The sequence below is a fragment of the Pseudomonas sp. ADAK13 genome (assembly GCF_012935715.1).
Classification (GTDB): domain Bacteria; phylum Pseudomonadota; class Gammaproteobacteria; order Pseudomonadales; family Pseudomonadaceae; genus Aquipseudomonas.
This window is the reverse complement of sequence record NZ_CP052860.1, coordinates 5,029,964-5,048,853: the sequence shown is the minus strand read 5'-3', so window position 1 is coordinate 5,048,853 and position 18,890 is coordinate 5,029,964. Positions and strand designations below refer to the sequence as shown.

The window sequence follows — 18,890 nt, the reverse complement described above, 5'->3', positions numbered from 1 at the left end:
TTGATCCCCACCCATGCATGCCGATCAGGCGCGCACTCAAGGAGTTTCCATGAGCACCTTCCTCACCAAAGACGGTACCGAAATCTACTTCAAGGACTGGGGCAGCGGTAAGCCCGTGCTGTTCAGCCACGGCTGGCCGCTGGACGCCGACATGTGGGAATACCAGATGGAATACCTGAGCAGCCGCGGCTACCGCACCCTCGCGTTTGACCGCCGCGGGTTTGGCCGGTCGGACCAGCCCTGGACCGGTAACGACTACGACACCTTCGCCGACGATATTGCCGAACTGATCAACCACCTGGACCTGCAAGACGTGACCCTGGTGGGCTTCTCCATGGGCGGTGGCGACGTCGCCCGCTATATTGCACGCCATGGCAGCGCGCGCGTGGCCGGCCTGGTTTTGCTGGGGGCAGTGACGCCACTGTTCGGCCAGAAAGCCGACTACCCGCAAGGCGTTCCCACGGCGGTGTTCGATGGCATCAAGGTCGGCCTGCTGAAGGACCGCGCGCAGTTCATCTCGGACTTCAACACGCCGTTCTATGGCATCAACAAGGGCCAGAAAGTCTCCGACGGCGTGCTGACCCAGACCTTGCAGATCGCCCTGCTCGCCTCGCTCAAGTCCACCGTGGACTGCGTCACCGTGTTCTCGGAAACCGACTTCCGCCCGGACATGGCCAGGATCGACGTGCCGACCCTGGTCATCCACGGCGATGGCGACCAGATCGTACCGTTCGAAACCACCGGCAAGGTGGCTGCCGAGATGATCAAGGGCGCTGAGCTGAAGGTTTACAAGGATGCGCCACACGGCTTCGCGGCCACTCACACCCAGCAGTTGAACGAAGACCTGCTGGCATTCCTGAGCCGCTGAAGCAGCTGGACCCTCTTCTCCTTATTTTGGCCGGGCTTGCCCGGCCTTTTTTTATTCAGCCAACACGCTGGCTGAGCACCAGACGCCCCGGCCCTGCGATCAGAATGCTGGTAAACAGGATCAACAACAGCCAGCCAAACTGTCCCTCAAATAACGACCACTCGGGATGCACCACCAGCAACGCCACCAGCAGTACGGCCAGAATCGGCAAGCACGCCAGGCGCACCAGCACCCCGGCAACAATCAACAGCGGGCAGAGTACTTCAGCGAAGATCGCCAGCAACAGTGTCACGCTCGCCCCCACGTGAAAGGGATCCTCGATCACCTTCAACTGTTCGCCATAGTCCAGCAATTTGGGCAGGCCATGGACCCACAGCAGGAACAATCCCCCGCTGACCCGCAAAAACAGCAGCCCGAAATCCCGTGCCCGTTCATCCCGTTGTGATGCGTTCATAAGCGACCTGTGCCCGTGACTTACACCGGCCTTTTCAGGCCGGAACCGGAGCCGATTGTGCGGCCACGGACGCCGCGGAAATTGCAGCGATGTGCTGACCTGACACCTCACTCGCCCGTGCCGGCAAACCCGGCGACGATCTCGTCGATCACCACCCGCACCCGCGCGGTATGGCGCAAGTCGGCATGGGTCACCAGCCACACATCGTAGGGCAACGGCCGGGTGCGGTCCGGCCACAGACGTACCAGCCCGTCCCGCTCACCGGAAATCAGCGGAATTTCACCGATGCCGAGCCCGGCGGCAATGGACCGGCGCACCAGCAGGCTGGAACTCAAGGCCGCGACAATGCGCCCACGCCCCAGGGGCTCGGAAACCAGGGTCAGGTCTTTTTGACTGTGCAGATGCGGCTGATAGACCACCAGGTCGTGGCCCTCGAACAGGCTGCCCGGTTCCGGCTCGCCGTGGCGGTCGAGATAGCCCTGCGAGGCAAACAACCCCACCGGCCAGCGCGCGATGCGCCGGGCGATCAGGTCCGGGTTGTCGGGGCGGGTGTTGCGCACGGCGATGTCGGCTTCGCGTTTGGCCAGGTTAAGGAACTGGGTCGAAGCATCCATCTGCACGCGCACGTCAGGGTGCGTGTCGTGCAGCCGGGCGATGGCCGGGATCAAGAAGTCGATGGCCAGGGAATCGGTGGTGGTCACCCGCACGGTGCCCGTCAGGCGGTCGTCCAGGCCCAGCACCTGACGCTCCAGGTCCAGCGCCGAGCGCTCCATGTTCTCCACCGATTGCAAGGCGGCTTCACCCACGGCCGTCAGCGCATAGCCCTCGGAGGTGCGCAGGAACAACGTCGCGTTCAAGGACTTTTCCAGGGCGTTGACCCGCCGCCCGACCGTGGCCTGATCCACACCCAGCACCCGGGCGGCCCCCCGTAACGTGGACTCGCGGCACACCGCGAGGAACACCCGCGCGTCATCCCAGTTCATGGCTTCCCCCTGTGATGCATTTATGCATCATCGTGACGTGTAATCGCAGCATAATTGCATCACTTATCAGGGATATGCTGGGCACCAGAGAAAATCCTCAGGATCGCCAACGTGCTGAACCGCCCTTCACTGGGTGCGGTCCCAACCCATACGTTCATTGCTACAGGTGCACTCAAATGACTTTGCCCCACGAAATGACCCTGATCGAAATCACCACCCCCGGCGGCCCCGAGGTTCTGAAGCCTCGCCAGGAACCCATGCCCGTTGCCGGCCCCGGCGAAGTGCTGATCCGCGTACACGCCGCCGGCGTCAATCGCCCGGACGCCCTGCAACGCGCCGGCACCTACCCGATGAAACCCGGCATGAGCCCGATCCCCGGGCTGGAAGTGGCCGGTGTGGTGGTCGCGCTGGGCGACGGCGTCAGCGAGTACGCAGTGGGCGACAAGTTGTGCGCCCTGACCAATGGCGGCGGTTATGCGCAGTACTGCGCAGTGCCCGCGAGCCAGACCTTGCCGATTCCCGCCGGCATGGAGTGGATTCAGGCAGCAGCGATCCCGGAAACCTTCTTCACCGTGTGGGCCAACCTGTTTGGCATCGGCGGCGCGCACAAAGGCCAGCGCGTATTGATCCATGGCGGCACCAGCGGCATCGGCACCACCGCGCTGATGCTCTGCCGCGAGTTGGGTATCGAAGCGTTCGCCACCGCCGGCAGTGCAGAAAAATGCGCAGCCATCCGTGAGCTGGGCGCCGAACCGATCAACTACCGTGAACAGCATTTCGCCGAGGTCATCGCTGACAAAACCGCTGGCAAGGGCGTCGACGTGATCCTCGACATCATGGGTGGCTCCTACCTGAACGACAACATCAGCGCCCTGGCCATGGAAGGTCGACTGGTGATGCTGGGTTTCCTCGGCGGTGCCCGCGCCAAGGATATCGACCTGCTGGCGATCCTCGGCAAACGCGCAATCGTCACCGGCTCGCTGTTGCGCTCCCGCACCCGGGAAGAAAAAGCCGCGATTGCCGCGCAGTTGCGCAAACACGTGTGGCCAGTGTTGTCGGCCGGGCGTTGCCTGCCGATGATCGACAAGGTGTACGCCTACACCGACGCCGCGCAGGCCCATGCGCGGATGGAAGGTGGTGATCATATCGGCAAGATTGTGTTGCGGGTGGATTGAGAAACAGGGAGAAAAACGGTTTATAACCTCACCGGCGGTCCTCAGTCACCAAGCCGTCAACACCGCCCGACGCGTCCGCCTCGCCGGGCGGTGAATCGCCCGGCTGGACGCGTCGCACGCTCGTATGAATCAGCAGTTTGTTCTTCATGAACCAACCTTTGCCCGGCCAGGTAAACAGAAGCCACACGGCAAAAAACTGTAAAAGTGTCTGAAGGCTAAGGATCATGCCGATCAACGGTGAGCGCACGATCTGATCAGGAATACTTGAAAGGGTCGATATGGATCCGGCCACAATCATTATCGTAAAAATGATTCGCGCCCAGTCCCGGCCCTTGTAAACGTTGTAGAGAACAATCAGCGGAAAAATCGATACCAGCAACGCCGCCACAAACGCCATCCCGAGGGTGAGCCCTTGCATCTCCAGGCGGGGCAGGTCCATCAGGATCGATACAATCCCGAGTGCAAAACTAAGCAACATGCACTGAATGGCACGCTTTACTTCAATGGGTCTTTCCATGGCATTTACGTTCCTTGTAAGAGGCAGGTCTCAGTGCCGGCCTTAGGCCATAAAGCTAGTAATTAGCCATCATTCTGTCCAGTTTTCACGGGCACATCACGCAGGTAGGCCTCCACCTGGGCGAACACCCCCTCGGAAAATGCCCGCTGCTTGTTCGCCCAATGCTCCCGTGGCGGCCAGTGTCACACTCCCAAGCCTGGAGGTGGCTTCGAGACTGCGCAACGCGGTCAAGGGTGGGAAAACATTCATGTAAGCGTGGCTAACCTTTCATGATAAAAAAGATAGATATTACGAGGGTAAGTCGCCCGACAAAGTCATCTGGATTTAACACTGCGGTAAATGGAGGCTTCATGAAACTGGTCGGTATGCTGGACTCGCCCTACGTGCGCCGCGTGGCCATTTCCCTGGAACTGTACGGTGCCGCGTTTGAACACCAGGCACTGTCGGTGTTCAGCACCTTCGAAGAGTTTTCCAGGATCAACCCGGTGGTCAAGGCGCCGACGCTGGTGCTCGACGACGGGACGGTGCTGATGGATTCGGGCCTGATCCTCGACTACCTGGAAGCCCTGGCACCGGCCGGCAGCAAGCTGTTGCCCTCACAGGCAGCAGCGCTTGCCAAGGATCTGCAGGTGATCGGCCTGGCGCTGGCCGCGTGCGAAAAAACCGTGCAGATCGTTTACGAGCATCACCTGCGACCCGCCGAAAAGCTGCATCAGCCGTGGATCGACCGCGTGACCGGGCAACTGCTGGCGGCTTATTCGCTATTGGAAGCGCGGGTGGCCGAGCGCGACAGCGAGGCGCCACTGAACCAGGCGAGCCTGACGGCGGCGGTCGCCTGGTCGTTCAGCCAGCTCAAGATCGCGGACGTGGTCAAGGCCGAGGCGTTCCCCCACTTGCAGCGCCACGCGGCACTTGCCGAGCAGCATCCGGCGTTCCGCAAGTACCCGATCGAGTAAGCGAGTGATTACCCGGCGTACACCGGGTAATCGGTGAAGCCCACTTCCGTGCCGCCATACAGGCCGGCAGCATTTAACGGGTTCAGTGGCCAACCGTTGAGAAGGCGCTGGGGCAAGTCGGGGTTGGCAATGTATGGCCGACCAAACGCAATCAGGTCTGCCAACCCCGCCTCGACCAGCCGCACGCCGCGCTCTGCGGTGTAGCGGCCGGCGTAGATGATGCGACCGGTGAAGGTGTCGCGCACCGCGCGGCGGAACGCCTCGGGCAGCTCGGGCGCGTTGTCCCAGTCGGCCTCGGCAATGGACACGTAGGCAATGCCGGCGGCTTCGAGCACTTTGATCGCTTCGATGTAGGTGTGATGCGGGTCTTCCTCGACCAGCCCGATGTAGACCCGGTCCTGATCGGTGCCACTGAATAAGGGCGCAAAACGCACACCCAGGCGTTCCGGGCCGACCACGTCGGCCACCGCCTCGACGATTTCCCGCAGGAACCGCAGGCGATTGTGCAGCGAGCCGCCGTACTCATCGTCGCGCTGGTTGGAATGCGCCGAGATGAACTGGTTGACCAGGTAGCCGTTGGCCGAATGAATTTCCACGCCATCAAACCCGGCGGCCAATGCATTTTTTGCAGCCTGGACGTAAAGCCCAACCAGCGCCTTGACCTCAGCGGTCGCCAACGCGCGAGGCTGTGGCGGCTGTACCAACTCGCCGGTGCCCGGCCCGGTTTCAATGAACGCCTTGACTTGCTGCGGCTGGATCGCCGAAGGCGCGACCGGGGCTGCGCCGTCAGGTTGCAGGTCCGGATGGGACACGCGGCCCACGTGCCAAAGCTGGGCGAAGATCACCCCGCCTTCGGCATGCACCGCATCGGTCACTGTGCGCCAGCCGTCGATCTGCGCCGGGGTGTAGATGCCCGGGGTCCAGGCATAACCCTGGCCGCGGGGCTCGATTTGCGTGCCCTCGCTGACCATGAACCCGGCCGTGGCACGCTGGCGGTAATAGACGGCCATCAAGTCTGTGGCGATGTCGCCGGGCTGGGCGCTTCGCTGGCGCGTGAGCGGCGGCAGGACGATGCGGTTTTTCAGGGTGTGGCGCCCCAGTTTGATCGGGGTACCTAAAGCGCGGTTACTCATGAGGGGAATTCCAGAGGTAAATGTCAGGCGAGCAGAAGCTGCCGGCTCCCGGTCAGGGGAGCCGCCAGCAACTTGCTTTTTTGGGGGGGTTAGCGGGTTACGCGGTGAGCTTCAACAGCGCTTTGGCAACGTCGCTTGAACTGGCAGGATTCTGCCCGGTGACCAGCAGGCCATCTTCAATCACAAAGGACTGCCAGTCGGCACCCTTCTCGTACTTGCCGCCCAGCGCCTTGAAATCATCTTCGATCAGGAATGGCACCACGTCGGTCAGGCCAACCGCCGCCTCTTCGGAGTTGGAGAAGCCAGTGACACGCCGGCCCTTGACCAGCGGCTCGCCGTTGACGGCCTTGACGTGACGCAGTGCGCCCGGGGCGTGGCAGACAAAGCCGATGGGCTTGCCGGCTCGTTCGAAGGCTTCGATCAGGGCGATGGAGGTTTTCGACTCTGCCAGGTCCCACAGCGGGCCGTGGCCGCCTGGGTAGAACACGGTGTCGAAGTCGCCGGCGTTGACCGACTCCAGCTTCACGGTAGTCGCCAGGGCCTGTTGCGCCGCCGGGTCGGTGGCGAAACGGCGGGTCTGGTCGGTTTGAGAGTCCGGCAGGTCACTGACCGGGTCCAGCGGCGGTTGCCCACCGGCTGGCGAGGCCAGGGTCACGTCGGCCCCGGCGTCCTTGAACGCGTAGTACGGTGCAGCAAATTCTTCGAGCCAGAACCCGGTCTTACGGCCGGTGTTGCCAAGCTGGTCGTGAGAAGTCAAAACCATCAATACTTTCATGTGCCAGTGCCTCGGGGTGATGTGGTTGGAATGGAGTGAAGCTTAGGAGCCGGGCCAATACCGCACAATGTCATGTCCGCAAGGATTCCGGACATTGCGCCAAGCCGGTTGCCGTTTACCCGGTACACGCCGACAATCACCGCTCCGCGCCCCCTGGAGAAATGAGATGCACAGCATTGCGCTGATGGTTTACCCGAACTTTCAATCCCTCAGCCTTAGCCTGGGCTCGGTGTTCGAGTGCGCGAATCTGCTGCGGGGCGAGCAGGCGTATGAGTTTCACCTGGTGTCGGAGAATGGCGGCCCGATCATGACGTCCCAGGGCTTCTCGGTGAACAGCACGCCGATCCGCCCCGAGGGCTATGACACATTGATCGTCAGCGGTTACCTGGAGTTCCAACTGCCTGACGCCAGCCTGCCGACGCTGGTCCAGGCGGCCTCGAAGCAGTCGCGGCGAATTGCTTCGCTGTGCATGGGCATCTTCGTACTGGCCGAGGCCGGATTGCTGGAGGGCAAGCGCGCAACCACCCACTGGCTGCACGCACCGGCTTTTCGCAAGCGTTACCCGCAGATTCGGCTGGAGGAAGACAAGCTGTTTGTGGTCGACGGCCAGATCTGGACCGGCGCCGGGATGAGCGCCGGGGTGGACCTGGCACTGGCCATGGTCGAGAACGACCTGGGCAGCGACCTCGCCCGGCGCATCGCGCGCAAGCTGGTGATTGCCCAGCGGCGCGGCAGCGAGCAGTCGCAACTCTCAGCGCTGCTGGAACTGGACCCCAAATCTGACCGCGTGCAACTGGCCCTGGCCTACGCCCGGGAGAACCTGACCCACGACCTTTCCGTCGAAGCCCTCGCGGCTGTCGCCAGGCTCAGCCCGCGCCAATTCAGCCGGGTGTTCCGCGAGGAAACCGGGCAAACCCCGGCCAAAGCCATCGAGTCCCTGCGGGTGGAAGCCGCCCGGGCGATGATGGAGACCAGCCGGCATCCAGTGGAAGTGGTCGCCCGCGAGACCGGGTTCGGTGATCGCGAGCGCATGCGCCAGGCATTTCTGCGGGCGTTCGGCCAGCCGCCACAGGCGATGCAGGCAGCGTTGTTCAGTGCAGGGGCTGGCGCAGCATTCAGCTGACGGATTAGTGCAGGGCGGCCCGGGTCACCAGGAAGCTCAGCAGGTTCGGCTCATCATCCAGCTCGATGGCCTGCACCGGGCGTGGCAGGTTATCCAGCACCGTCCGCCAGAAGGCCTGGCTCACTTCATCCTGGTCATAGAACCGCACCAGCCAATTCGCCTCGCCACTGCTCAACACTTGGGTGGCGATGGCGCGGCCAATGCCCTTGCGGCGGTAGCGTTTCAAGATGAACAGGTCGGCCAGTTCCAGTGCGTCGATTCCCGGCAATTCGCTGCCTTCGATCAGCAGGAAGCCTGCGATAAAGCCGTCGACCAGCAGCAGGTTGGCGCTCCACTGCGGGTCTTCCCAGTAGCGGGCCAGGTGTTCTTCGTGAATGTAGAAGCGGCCGTCCACCTCGACGTCTTCCTGTTCCCAGTCCGAGGACTCGTAGGCGTAGAACTGGTAGAGGTTGGCGATCAGCGCGGCGTGTTCAGGGCCGGTCTCGATCAATTCGACGGTGGTATCGGGGATTGCAGGCATGGGCATCTCGGCAAAAAAACAGGGCGCCATTGTCAACAAAAGCCAGCGGCAATGCCAATACATCGGCCAAGCTTTCTGCTTGCTGAACCGATCGTGATTTTCTCTTGTCAACGACAAAACTATTACAAAGTTAGACTAAACTCCGCAGCACTTCCTCCCCCCTTGTTTTCAGGATAAGTACTTTGACAAACGTCTGCACCAGCGGCCTCGATGTGGGCTTTGCGTCCCTGGATTACCTGCAAATCGGCTTCCTGGGCATCATTCAAGGCATCACCGAATTGTTGCCCGTGTCTTCCACCGCCCACATGCGCATCGTGCCCGCCCTGCTCGGCTGGCCGGATCCCGGCTCGGCATTTTCCGCGGCGATGCAGTTGGCCGCACTGGCGGCCGTGGTCAGTTACTTCTGGAAGGACGTGCGCCAGGTCACGGTCGGCAGCATCAGCGCAGTGCGCCAGGGTGACTACAACAACCAGTGGTTCAAGCTGGCGGTGGCCATTGTATTGGCGACGATTCCGATTGGTATCGCCGGGATTGCCTTGTCGTCGACGCTCAACTCGTGCAACTCGCCGTTGCGCGGGCTGATGGTGATCGGGATTTCCTGCCTGGTGATGGCGGCGCTGTTGGCGGCGGCTGAACTCAGCGCCAGGCATAAGCGCACGGTAGGCGAAATGCGCCTGCGGGATGCACTGATCGTCGGAGTTGCGCAGATTGGCGCATTGATTCCGGGGGTTTCCCGCTCGGGCTCGACCCTGACCGCCGCCCTGTTCCTCAACTTCAAGCGTGAAGAAGCCGCGCGGTTTTCGTTCCTGCTGGGCTTGCCGGCGATCGCCCTGGCGGGCTTGAAGGAGCTGTGGGTGCTGTTCCACGCCGAACTGCCCGCCCACGCCTGGCCGCACCTGATCTTCGGCCTGGTGGTTGCCAGCGTCTCGGCGTTCTTCGCGATCTGGGGCCTGATGAAATTCCTGGAGCGGTTCTCCACCTGGCCGTTCGTGATTTACCGCGCGGTGCTGGGGGTGTTCCTGATTGTCGCGGTGAGCACCGGGTTCCTGTAGGAGCGAGCGTGCTCCTACGGTGCGCGGTCGGCCAGTTCTTCAAGCAAATCGGCTGACGGTATGAAGAACAGGCCACCGGTGACCGCCGTGCTGAAGTCCAGCAGGCGGTCATAGTTGCCGGCAGGTCGACCGACAAACATGTTCTCCAGCATCAATTCCAAAGGCTCCGGCGACCGCGCGTAGCCAATGAAGTACGTCCCAAACTCCCCTGCACCCGGCCGGCCAAACGGCATGTTGTCCCGCAGGATCTTCACTTCCTCTCCGTCCTTGGTGATGGTGGTCAGCGCACTGTGGGAGTTGGTCGGCTTGGCCGCATCGTCGAGTTCGATGTCCGACAGCTTCGTGCGCCCGATCACCCGCTCCTGCGCCTCGACCGACAATGCGTTCCAGGCCTGCATGTTGTGCAGGTACTTCTGTACCAGCACATAGCTGCCGCCGCTGAACGCCGGGTCCTCATCACCGACAATGGTGAAACCCACCGCCTTGCGCCCGACCGGGTTCTCGGTACCGTCGACAAAACCGATAATGCTGCGCATGTCGAAGTAGCGGAAACCCTGGACCTCATCCACCACCGTCACCGCATCGCCCAGCGCGGCCATCAACTGCGTGGCCAATTCAAAACACAGGTCCATTTGATCGGCGCGAATGTGCAGCAGGATATCGCCCGGCGTGGCGGGTGCCAGCCGCCCGGCCACGCCCACTTCCTTGAACGGATGCAACGCCGCCGGACGCGGGCTGCCGAACAGCGCGTCCCACGCCTTTGAGCCAAAACCTGCGACACACGACAGGTTGCCGGCCGGAACGCGCTTGCCGACCGAACGCACCAGGCCAGCAATGTCGCCACACCAGCTGCGTACCGCCTCGGCTGAATCGCTGCCGGGAGCCAGGGTCGCGACCATGAAAATGGCGCTGCTGGTGATCGGGCTGCAGACGGATTGGGGTTCAAGGTTCTGATCGGTTGGCGTAGTCATTGAGAGGTCCACGGGTGGCGGTCGAGATTTCAACGACGGCAGATTAGCAGACAGAAGACGGACGGTCGCGGCTCAGCGCTTAGAGAGCGGTCCCGTTTGCCGGGCTACAGCGCCCGGCATTCAATCCTCAGCAATTGAGGGCCGTGATCGTGGCATTCAATAACCACCGGCAAAAACCGCTGGATCACCGCCATGTTGCTCTGCAAGTGCTCGGTCATCCGCAGCGTGGTGAAACTGCCGCCGCCGGCAAGTGCCATCGGCAGCAATAGCTGGTCGGCCAGATGCTCGGCAACGACCGCTTCACTGGCAAGCCACTCGAGCGCCTGCTCGATAGCCTGGTCGGCTACCGCCGCTGCTCGCAATCGCGCCTGGCCAAAGGCACTGAACACTTCGGTGACGTGCGCATGAGCATATTCCAACAACAGGACATTGCCCGGCCCGTGCTCCGGATCAAGATTCACCGCGCGCAACTGCTCCGGGCTGATGGACAACCGCTGACGAACACGTCCCAGCTCGCGCTCGGCGACGTGAACGGGCAGCCCGGCACTCAACGCGGTGGCACAGGCGCCCTTCAATTCACCCCGCTCAGTGAGGTGCAATGGCATCAATGCGCCTGGATGTATAAATGCCACAAGCTCGCCACCGCCAGCCGGTACAAAGCCATGACGCACCAGCGTCAGCTCGACCCGGGCGCCCATCCGACGCAGTTGCGGCAACCAGGCACGCTCAAGGAAATCCACCGGAGGCGCCATCGGGTTGTGGGTGCCGCCGCAAATGCTGACACGGCTGGGCTGCAGAGCCAGCAGCAATGCCGGCAGCAACGTCTGCAATACCAGGGTGCAACTGCCGGCCGTACCGATAGAGAACGTATAGTCCCCACCCTGGATCCGCCCCGGCTCGAACAGCAACGCCTGGGAACCCAGTTCAGCACCTTCGACCCGCGCGCCACATACCTCGGCGGCGGCCAGCACTGCCGTCAAGTGCTGACGCAACAGCCCTGGCCGACTGCGCCTGGCGCGAATATTTTTAATCCGCAGCGTACGCCCGGTCACCATCGACAGGCTCAGGCCGCTACGCAACACTTGGCCGCCGCCCATGGCGCCGTCCAACTCGATCACATCCTGGTTCATATCCATTCCTTATGCGTAGTGCTCCAGCGTTTCTTTCAGTGCAGCCGTCTTGAAGTCCCAGGAGGCAGCAACTCACCGCCCTCTAATTGCTGGACCTGCATCAACAAGGCATCGCGTACTGCCTTGGGCGTTTGCGGATCGACCAGGGTGTATTGCTCATCACACCAGGCGCTCACCCTCTCCAGCCAGTAGGCCGAATCACTCGACGACCGCGCAAAACGCTCCAGCAAGTACTCAAGCTGCCTCCATAGCGGCTTGAGCCCTAACAGCGCTCGCCGACGATCGTCCGGCAACGCGTACCACTGACTATCCAGCAGCGCCTCCACCGCGCCATCGATAACCGCCCACGACTGCTGGTTCAGGAGCGCCACTGCACATCTGAAGACCTTCGCCGAGGAGTCGTCGAGGGCCCGGAGTTGCAACGCCAGGCCGCGATCACCCAGCGCTTCAAGCACCAGCTGCCGGACATGCGGCGATGGCGACATGAAAGCCGGCACTATCATCTCGTCAACCGAGACCTCGTTCAGGTCCTTGACCAGCCCGATCAGTCCCAGCCATTCGCGACGAGTCTGCGCAGGTTCTGCACTCAGCCGCGCCAACAGCACTTCACGACAATCCAGCTGCCAGCGATGGGCTGCCCATCTTGCCAACGAGCGCATAGCCGGCGACGCCTCCAGCAGTGCATTGCGCAGGTATTCGCGCGGGTCCTGGAGCAACGTCAGCAACCTGCGCAGCACCATGACCCGTACGCTGGCGGCAGAGTCGCTCATCGCCTTTTCGAGCAAAGGCAACGCCTGAGCTGCCGGCAGACCAGCACTGGCATCAACGCCCCGCTGGCGAACCGACACATCGGCATGCTCCAGCGCCAACTCCACCAACTCCTGTGAGCCATCCTGCAGCAGCTCAAAGAGAAACCGTGCCGTCTTGCCACGGCTGCCAACAAATGCGGCTTGCGCAGCTGGCCGCACCTGCTGCGCCACCAACAAACGGCGCACCTTGGACAATGTCAGGTCGTGGTCAGCACGGCCCTTTCCTGCCAACGCCAGCACCGCGCCCAATACCTGCAACCACAACTCGGCACGCTCCTCTACAAGGAAGCGTTCAACCCCCAGCACCGCTTGCTCGCGAACCTGCGGCACCCAATCATTCAGGCGCTCCAGCAGTGCCTCCAGGGCTTGCTGCGAGGCGTACCCAGCCAGCGCGCGAACCGCTATTTCCCGGACATACCCATTACCGAACCTGCTAAGGGTGAGCCAGGCTTCCTTTACGTCCTGGGTGGCCAGAGCTTCCCGCACATACCTCTGAGCGTCATCAGCACGCTTGAGATCCAGTGCCCGATAACGCTCCAACGCCTGCATGCTGTTCATTGTCTTACCCTTTTACGCATACCACCTGACGCAACGTGTGCAGCACTTCCACCAGCTCGCGCTGGGCATGCATCACTTGGTCGATGTCCTTGTAGGCCATCGGAATCTCATCGATTACCGCGGCGTCCTTGCGGCATTCCACGTGGGCCGTTGCGCGTACCTGATCGGCCACCGTGAAGGTGTTTTTAGCCTTGGTGCGGCTCATGGTCCGGCCAGCACCATGGCTGCAGGAACAGAACGACTCTTCGTTACCCAGCCCGCGCACAATGAAACTTTTTGCGCCCATCGAGCCCGGAATAATCCCCAACTCACCCTTCTTGGCCGACACCGCACCCTTGCGGGTAACCAGAATGTCTTCGCCGAAATGCCGCTCTTTTTGCACGTAGTTGTGGTGGCAGTTCACCGCCTCCAGCGCCACTTCAAACGGTTTGTGGATCACCTTGCGTGTCGCCTGAACCACCGCCTGCATCATCAGCTCACGGTTCTGCCGGGCGAAGTCCTGGGCCCAGCCAACCGCTTCAACATAATCATCGAAGTGCTCACTGCCCTCTTCGAAATACGCCAGGTCCCGATCCGGCAAGTTGGCGATGTGCTGACGCATGTCCTCTTGAGCCAACTGGATAAACAGGTTGCCGATGGCATTGCCGACACCACGGGAACCGCTGTGCAACATGAACCAGACCCGGTCGGCTTCATCCAGGCAGACTTCGACAAAGTGGTTACCCGAGCCCAACGTCCCGAGGTGTTGGCGGTTGTTGGTTTTCAGCAGCTTCGGGTACTTGTCGGTGATCGTCTTGAACCGTGGATGCAATGCCGCCCAGGCAACATCGGCCTGCTGCGGAACACTGTCCCAGGCACCCTTGTCACGCCCGTTGCGCCCGCTGGTGCGACCATGGGGCACCGCCGCTTCAATCGCGCAGCGCAGGCCATGGAGGTTATCCGGCAGGTCAGCGGCAGTCAGCGAGGTGCGCGCGGCGATCATGCCACAGCCGATATCCACGCCAACGGCGGCCGGGATAATCGCGCCCACGGTGGGTATCACGCTGCCAATGGTGGAGCCCTTGCCCAGATGCACATCCGGCATCACCGCAAGGTGCTTGAAAATGAACGGCATCTTCGCCGTGTTCATCAATTGCTGGCGAGCTTCCGGCTCCACCGGCACTCCTTGGGTCCAGAGTTTGATGGGCTTGCCGTTGGCAACTTCCAGCAGTTGAAAAGTAGGTGCTTGCATGTTCTCGACTCTTTTCCATTCGCCACACTCAGGCGGCGTAGTCCTTGAAGAAATGGGCCAGGCCCGTAGGCAGTGACAAGGGATCACGGATACGCTGCTCTACCAACTGAGCTACCCGTTGCCGGGGCAGGAATCGAACCTGCGACACGAAGGAGTACCCGTGGCATTCACTGCCAAAATCGTAAAAAGGTGGCACGACAAAAAGTGTGACTGAGCGCCGGAACATACCGGCTTACCAGAGATGTACAGCCACAGGCATTCGTGCCGTCACTGACGCTGACAAGGGTTGACGAGACGTCTTTTGATGTAGTCCCGTCGGCATTCAGCGCCAGTGAAATCAAACTTCCATTGCTTCAATCGCCCGTACCCAATGTTGCGCACCGTAGCGCCCTTCGGCGAACTGTGCGATCACATCAAATACCGCATCACTGAAGCCTCCTACATTCAAAATGTCCTGGCGGTCCGCCGCCTGCGTCGTCGCGCCCGGCTGCATATCGATACACACCAACCGCGCTTGCGGGTTGATCTGTTTGATCAGCTCCCATTGGCGCATGGTTTCGGTACCGCGCTGGCGCCTTGCGTCAATCCACGACTCGTTGTCGGACACCAGTATCACCGTGTCCACTTTCATTTTGGCGCCGGCTATCTTGGCCAGCGGCGCCGAACAGTTGGTCCCGCCTCCGCCGATGGCTGCCAGTTTCTTCGCATTGCTCATCACACTGTCACGCGGGTTGAGCCGGATATCCACCACATGATTTTCAAACGGCATCAAGCATGCGTCCGGCTGCTTGCGCAAGATCGCGGCGCCAATCAAGGCCGCCACATCGATGCAACGTACAGCGCTCGTGGCGCCCTCGCGGTAACCGGTCACCGGGCTGTGCATCGAGCCCGACACATCAGGGCAAACCACTACCGAACCCTGCAAAACCGGCACGTTGGCCAGGGACAACTCAAGAGCATCCTGCAAGGCCTCCCGCACACGCGCCGGTACGTCATCTCCGGCCATCCGATACGCCGCCAGCAGCTGGTACGGGTACACCCGCGCCTTGGCGATCGCCTCTGCATCAGCCAATCGCGCTGCCACTTGCCATGCAAACCCTGGCACCTCGAATGCGCCCTGGCGGGCAAAGGTGTTGAGGTTCATGCGCAGCGCCTGCCAGCCCATGTTATCGGCCTGGGCAGCCCACTGTTCCTTGCTGAGCTTCTCGTTTCCAAGCAACTGGAACGGTACCGCCGGTACTTCGGTGCTTGAACCGCTACGAAAGGCGAGCAAAGCCCGGGTCAACTCCGGCAAGGCCTGTACATCCACTGGCCGCCCGATCAACCAGGCGAAGAACGCTTCACGCCATGGTTCAGTGGGCTTGGGGTGAACCATTTTCACCACATCCGCCAACGACGGTTGATTACCCACCGAGGCTTGCAACAACTGACGCTCCGTCGCGGTGTTCAACCAGTTCTGTACCAGGCGTTTGGGCTGCGAACCCAGGGATTTGCGTCCGGTCACTCCGCTGCGCAGGATTTGCACGAAGTTGCGCAACATCTTGCCGCTGTCCACGACCTGCTCGAACACCTGCGGCACCATCACCGAACGCTGGGCCACCAATGCAGCCAACAGCAACGCCGGCATGTCTTTCATGTGGCCCTGGCGGCGGGCATAACACGCGACCTTGGCGACATAACGGCTGTCCAGCTCGCCGGCCAGTTGCAATACGCTGTCCAGCTGGCTTTCAGCTGAGGCGTGGAAGGTCTGGTTCAAGCAACCGGTGACTGCCAACTGGGCCAGTTTGTGCTTGGCACTGTAGGCATAAGCCGGTACCTGTGTAGCGTTCAAGGTGTCGCATGCAGGCAGTTTCGCCTGCTGGGTGTTGAAGACCTGGGAGTTGGCCATCGTGGCGTCTCGCTCTGTTGTGTGTTTCGTTGCGAGAGTTATTGCAGCCGCCATGCCAGTTCTATTTTTTGAACGTGAAATTTTTTATCTATTTGTTTTATATAGTTATTTTTAATTATTGTCATTTCACCGCTCAGCAGCGGTGACATTCGCATCACAAATTACTTATCCTTACATATCGTCATATATATTTTGGTATCACCATGAGTCAAAAACGCACCGTTGCCATCGGTTTTATCGGCTCAACCCTCGACCGGGTCGGCAAAGGTGCCAACCGCTGGAACCATTGGCGTCCCAGCGTGGGCCTCTGCCAGCAGCAAGAGGTACTGATTAATCGCCTCGAACTGATTCACGGCATCGATGCCCGCGACGTCAGCCTGGCTCAGCGAGTCCGCGACGACATCCAGCAGGTTTCGCCGGAAACCGAGGTGCGGCTGCACCCGATGCACCTGAAGAACCCCTGGGATTTCGAGGAGGTGTACGGCGCGTTGCACGACTTCACCGCCGCTTACCACTTCGATACCGACCACGAGGACTACCTGGTCCACATCACGACCGGCACCCACGTCGCGCAAATCTGCTGGTTCCTGCTGACGGAAGCGCGCTATCTGCCCGCCCGCTTGATCCAGACCTCCCCGGCTCGCCGTCGCAACGAAGAAGAGCGCGCCACCGGCACCCATGCCCTGATCGACCTCGACCTGTCACGCTACGACCGTATCGCATCGCGCTTCGCCCACAAGCGTCTGGAAAGCCTGGCCTTCCTCAAATCCGGAATCGCCACCCGCAACCCGGCCTTCAATCGCTCCATCGAACAAATCGAACGTGTGGCCGTACGCTCCAAAGCGCCGATGCTGCTGATCGGCCCAACAGGTGCCGGCAAGTCATTCCTCGCGCGGCGCATCTACGAACTCAAGCGCAGCCGGCATCAAGTCCAGGGGCGCTTTGTCGAAGTGAACTGCGCCACCTTGCGCGGCGATGGCGCGATGTCGGCGCTGTTCGGCCATATCAAAGGCGCCTTCACCGGCGCCCAGAACGCTCGCGATGGCTTGCTGCGCGCGGCGGATGGCGGCATGTTGTTCCTGGATGAGATTGGCGAACTGGGGCTCGACGAACAGGCAATGCTGCTCAAGGCCGTCGAAGAAAAACGCTTCTTCCCCCTCGGCGGAGACCAGGAAGTCACCAGCGACTTCCTGATCATCGCCGGCACCCACCGCGACCTGCGCGGCCGCGTCGCCGAAGGGCTGTTCCGCGAAGACCTGTACGCCCGGATCAACCTCTGGACCTTCGACCTGCCGGGCCTGGCCGGGCGCCGCGAAGACATCGAGCCCAACATCGACTTCGAACTGGAGCGCCATGCACGCGAACAAGGCCAGGTGGTGCGCTTCAACCTGGAAGCACGCCGGCGTTACCTCGCCTTTGCCTGCTCCAGCGAAGCGGCGTGGCTGGGCAACTTTCGCGAACTGTCGGCGTCCATCACGCGCATGGCCACCCTGGCGGACAGCGGGCGCATCGACGAAAGCCAGACCCAGGAAGAAATCGATCGACTGCGCTACGCCTGGGGCGTGGAGTCGCCGCAAAACGATTGGCTGTCACGCCTGGGCGTCGATACCGAACTGGACCTGTTCGACCAGTTGCAACTCAACGCCGTGATCGAAATCTGCCACCAGTCCGACAGTATTTCCGATGCGGGGAGACGCCTGTTCGGCGTCTCCCGACAAGCCAAGGCGCAACCGAACGATGCCGACCGATTGCGCAAATACCTGGCGCGGTTTTCGATTGACTGGAAGCAGTTGGCGGAGTTGAAGGGCTGATGGATATCTAAAATGCGGCAGCCTGGGTTTGTGCAGCCTGAAACAACGCGTCGGCAGTTTCCTGAATATCTTCACGCTGCCACAACTTGTCCAACCACTCGGCCGGAATGCTTTGCACACCGTAATACGCGCCAGCCAACTGCCCCACGATTGCCGCAGTGGTGTCGGCGTCATCGCCCAGGTTTGTCGCGACCAAAACGGCTTCGGCAAAGCTGTCGGTGTGATGAAAACACCACAGCGCCGCCTCAAGCGAAGCCACTGCGTAACCCGAACCAACGATGTCGCTGCGCGCCTTATCGAGGTAGTGGCCGCTGGCAATGTCGGCAACTTTGGGTTGGCTTAACTTCAGATAGTCCACCTTCACTACCTGCGCTTTCGGATCTCCGCGCAGCGCGTTCGCAATACACTCCGCCAATACCAGGCAGCACTCAATCGCCTCCAACGCGCCATGGGTAGTGCGAGAACTGTCGACGGTGAACTCACTCAGCCGCTCGGCATCAGGAAAATAGAACAGCACCAGCGGAGCCAGGCGCATCATCGACCCGTTACCCGCCGAGTATGGGTCCGTAGAGCCTGCGAACGGGTCACCGCTGAGCTGATACTCCGCCAATGCATCACGAACCGTCGTACCAATATCGAAACACTCCCCCGTCGAGCTCAGATAGCCCCACTTCCACCAGTTCAGATAACGCCCCATCTGATCGGCAGCGTCAAAACCATTCTTGCGCAGCAGGCTTTCGGCCAGACACAGCGCCATGGACGTGTCATCCGTCCACTGGCCCGGCAAAAGCTGGAAGGGGCCGCCACCGACCATATCGGTAACCGGAGCAAACGAACCACGGCGCATGAACTCAACGGTGGTCCCTACCGCATCACCACACGCCAGGCCAAGCAGGCTGCCGCGGTAACGGTCTGAAAGCTTCATCAACATCACTC

The 18,890-nt window shown here is 61.4% G+C and carries 18 protein-coding genes; 6 read left to right on the top strand and 12 right to left on the bottom strand.

Annotation, left to right across the window (positions count from 1 at the left end; translation table 11 throughout):
* Positions 1-49: 49 nt before the first annotated feature.
* Complete coding sequence (locus HKK54_RS23390) at positions 50-868, top strand: alpha/beta fold hydrolase (protein WP_010173511.1); 819 nt, start codon at positions 50-52, stop codon at positions 866-868.
* Positions 869-923: 55 nt separating this feature from the next.
* Here the strand turns inward: HKK54_RS23390 and HKK54_RS23385 are convergent, their stop codons facing one another.
* Both HKK54_RS23385 and HKK54_RS23380 read right to left on the bottom strand, forming a co-directional pair.
* A complete protein-coding gene (locus HKK54_RS23385) occupies positions 924-1,322 on the bottom strand; it encodes a DoxX family protein (RefSeq protein ID WP_010173513.1) in 399 nt (132 codons plus the stop codon).
* 107 nt (positions 1,323-1,429) lie between these two features.
* Positions 1,430-2,305, bottom strand: a complete 876-nt coding sequence (locus HKK54_RS23380; RefSeq protein WP_169387995.1) for a LysR family transcriptional regulator — start codon at positions 2,303-2,305, stop codon at positions 1,430-1,432.
* Positions 2,306-2,481: 176 nt separating this feature from the next.
* Here HKK54_RS23380 and HKK54_RS23375 point away from each other — a divergent pair, with 176 nt between their 5' ends.
* A complete protein-coding gene (locus tag HKK54_RS23375) occupies positions 2,482-3,480 on the top strand; it encodes an NAD(P)H-quinone oxidoreductase (RefSeq protein WP_169387994.1) in 999 nt (332 codons plus the stop codon).
* A 28-nt stretch (positions 3,481-3,508) separates the two neighbouring features.
* Here HKK54_RS23375 and HKK54_RS23370 read toward each other — a convergent pair whose 3' ends face one another.
* On the bottom strand, positions 3,509-3,997 hold the full coding sequence (locus HKK54_RS23370; protein WP_169387993.1) for a hypothetical protein: 489 nt from the start codon (positions 3,995-3,997) through the stop codon (positions 3,509-3,511).
* 350 nt (positions 3,998-4,347) lie between these two features.
* On the opposite strand from HKK54_RS23370, the gene HKK54_RS23365 reads away from it, so the two are divergent.
* On the top strand, positions 4,348-4,953 hold the full coding sequence (locus tag HKK54_RS23365; RefSeq protein WP_169387992.1) for a glutathione S-transferase: 606 nt from the start codon (positions 4,348-4,350) through the stop codon (positions 4,951-4,953).
* An 8-nt stretch (positions 4,954-4,961) separates the two neighbouring features.
* Here HKK54_RS23365 and HKK54_RS23360 read toward each other — a convergent pair whose 3' ends face one another.
* Both HKK54_RS23360 and HKK54_RS23355 read right to left on the bottom strand, forming a co-directional pair.
* Positions 4,962-6,086 carry an alkene reductase gene (locus HKK54_RS23360; protein ID WP_169387991.1) on the bottom strand — a complete coding sequence of 375 codons (1,125 nt, stop codon included), beginning with the start codon at positions 6,084-6,086 and terminating at the stop codon, positions 4,962-4,964.
* Between the two features lie 97 nt (positions 6,087-6,183).
* Positions 6,184-6,861, bottom strand: a complete 678-nt coding sequence (locus HKK54_RS23355; RefSeq protein ID WP_169387990.1) for a type 1 glutamine amidotransferase domain-containing protein — start codon at positions 6,859-6,861, stop codon at positions 6,184-6,186.
* Positions 6,862-7,027: 166 nt separating this feature from the next.
* On the opposite strand from HKK54_RS23355, the gene HKK54_RS23350 reads away from it, so the two are divergent.
* Positions 7,028-7,984: a GlxA family transcriptional regulator gene (locus HKK54_RS23350; RefSeq protein ID WP_010173536.1), complete on the top strand. Its 957-nt coding sequence runs from the start codon at positions 7,028-7,030 to the stop codon at positions 7,982-7,984.
* A gap of 4 nt (positions 7,985-7,988) precedes the next feature.
* Here HKK54_RS23350 and HKK54_RS23345 read toward each other — a convergent pair whose 3' ends face one another.
* Positions 7,989-8,495 (bottom strand): GNAT family N-acetyltransferase, encoded by a 507-nt coding sequence (locus tag HKK54_RS23345; protein WP_029616027.1) that lies wholly within the window; start codon positions 8,493-8,495, stop codon positions 7,989-7,991.
* Between the two features lie 191 nt (positions 8,496-8,686).
* Between HKK54_RS23345 and HKK54_RS23340 the strand changes: the two genes are divergently transcribed.
* Positions 8,687-9,556, top strand: a complete 870-nt coding sequence (locus tag HKK54_RS23340; protein WP_010173540.1) for an undecaprenyl-diphosphate phosphatase — start codon at positions 8,687-8,689, stop codon at positions 9,554-9,556.
* 14 nt (positions 9,557-9,570) lie between these two features.
* On the opposite strand, the gene HKK54_RS23335 is transcribed toward HKK54_RS23340, so the two are convergent.
* The 5 genes from HKK54_RS23335 to HKK54_RS23315 all read right to left on the bottom strand — a co-directional run bounded on the left by HKK54_RS23335 (position 9,571) and on the right by HKK54_RS23315 (position 16,143).
* Positions 9,571-10,527 carry a Dyp-type peroxidase gene (locus HKK54_RS23335; RefSeq protein ID WP_169387989.1) on the bottom strand — a complete coding sequence of 319 codons (957 nt, stop codon included), beginning with the start codon at positions 10,525-10,527 and terminating at the stop codon, positions 9,571-9,573.
* A 104-nt stretch (positions 10,528-10,631) separates the two neighbouring features.
* A complete protein-coding gene (gene rtcA, locus HKK54_RS23330; RefSeq protein ID WP_169387988.1) occupies positions 10,632-11,657 on the bottom strand; it encodes an RNA 3'-terminal phosphate cyclase in 1,026 nt (341 codons plus the stop codon).
* A gap of 35 nt (positions 11,658-11,692) precedes the next feature.
* A complete protein-coding gene (locus HKK54_RS23325; RefSeq protein WP_010173546.1) occupies positions 11,693-13,024 on the bottom strand; it encodes a hypothetical protein in 1,332 nt (443 codons plus the stop codon).
* 4 nt (positions 13,025-13,028) lie between these two features.
* Entirely contained in the window at positions 13,029-14,255 is a 1,227-nt protein-coding gene (locus HKK54_RS23320; RefSeq protein WP_010173547.1) for an RtcB family protein, read from the bottom strand.
* A gap of 337 nt (positions 14,256-14,592) precedes the next feature.
* Positions 14,593-16,143 carry a vWA domain-containing protein gene (locus HKK54_RS23315; protein ID WP_169387987.1) on the bottom strand — a complete coding sequence of 517 codons (1,551 nt, stop codon included), beginning with the start codon at positions 16,141-16,143 and terminating at the stop codon, positions 14,593-14,595.
* A 203-nt stretch (positions 16,144-16,346) separates the two neighbouring features.
* Between HKK54_RS23315 and rtcR the strand changes: the two genes are divergently transcribed.
* A complete protein-coding gene (gene rtcR, locus HKK54_RS23310; protein WP_169387986.1) occupies positions 16,347-17,954 on the top strand; it encodes an RNA repair transcriptional activator RtcR in 1,608 nt (535 codons plus the stop codon).
* Between the two features lie 7 nt (positions 17,955-17,961).
* Here rtcR and HKK54_RS23305 read toward each other — a convergent pair whose 3' ends face one another.
* On the bottom strand, positions 17,962-18,885 hold the full coding sequence (locus HKK54_RS23305; protein WP_169387985.1) for an ADP-ribosylglycohydrolase family protein: 924 nt from the start codon (positions 18,883-18,885) through the stop codon (positions 17,962-17,964).
* Positions 18,886-18,890: the final 5 nt, after the last annotated feature.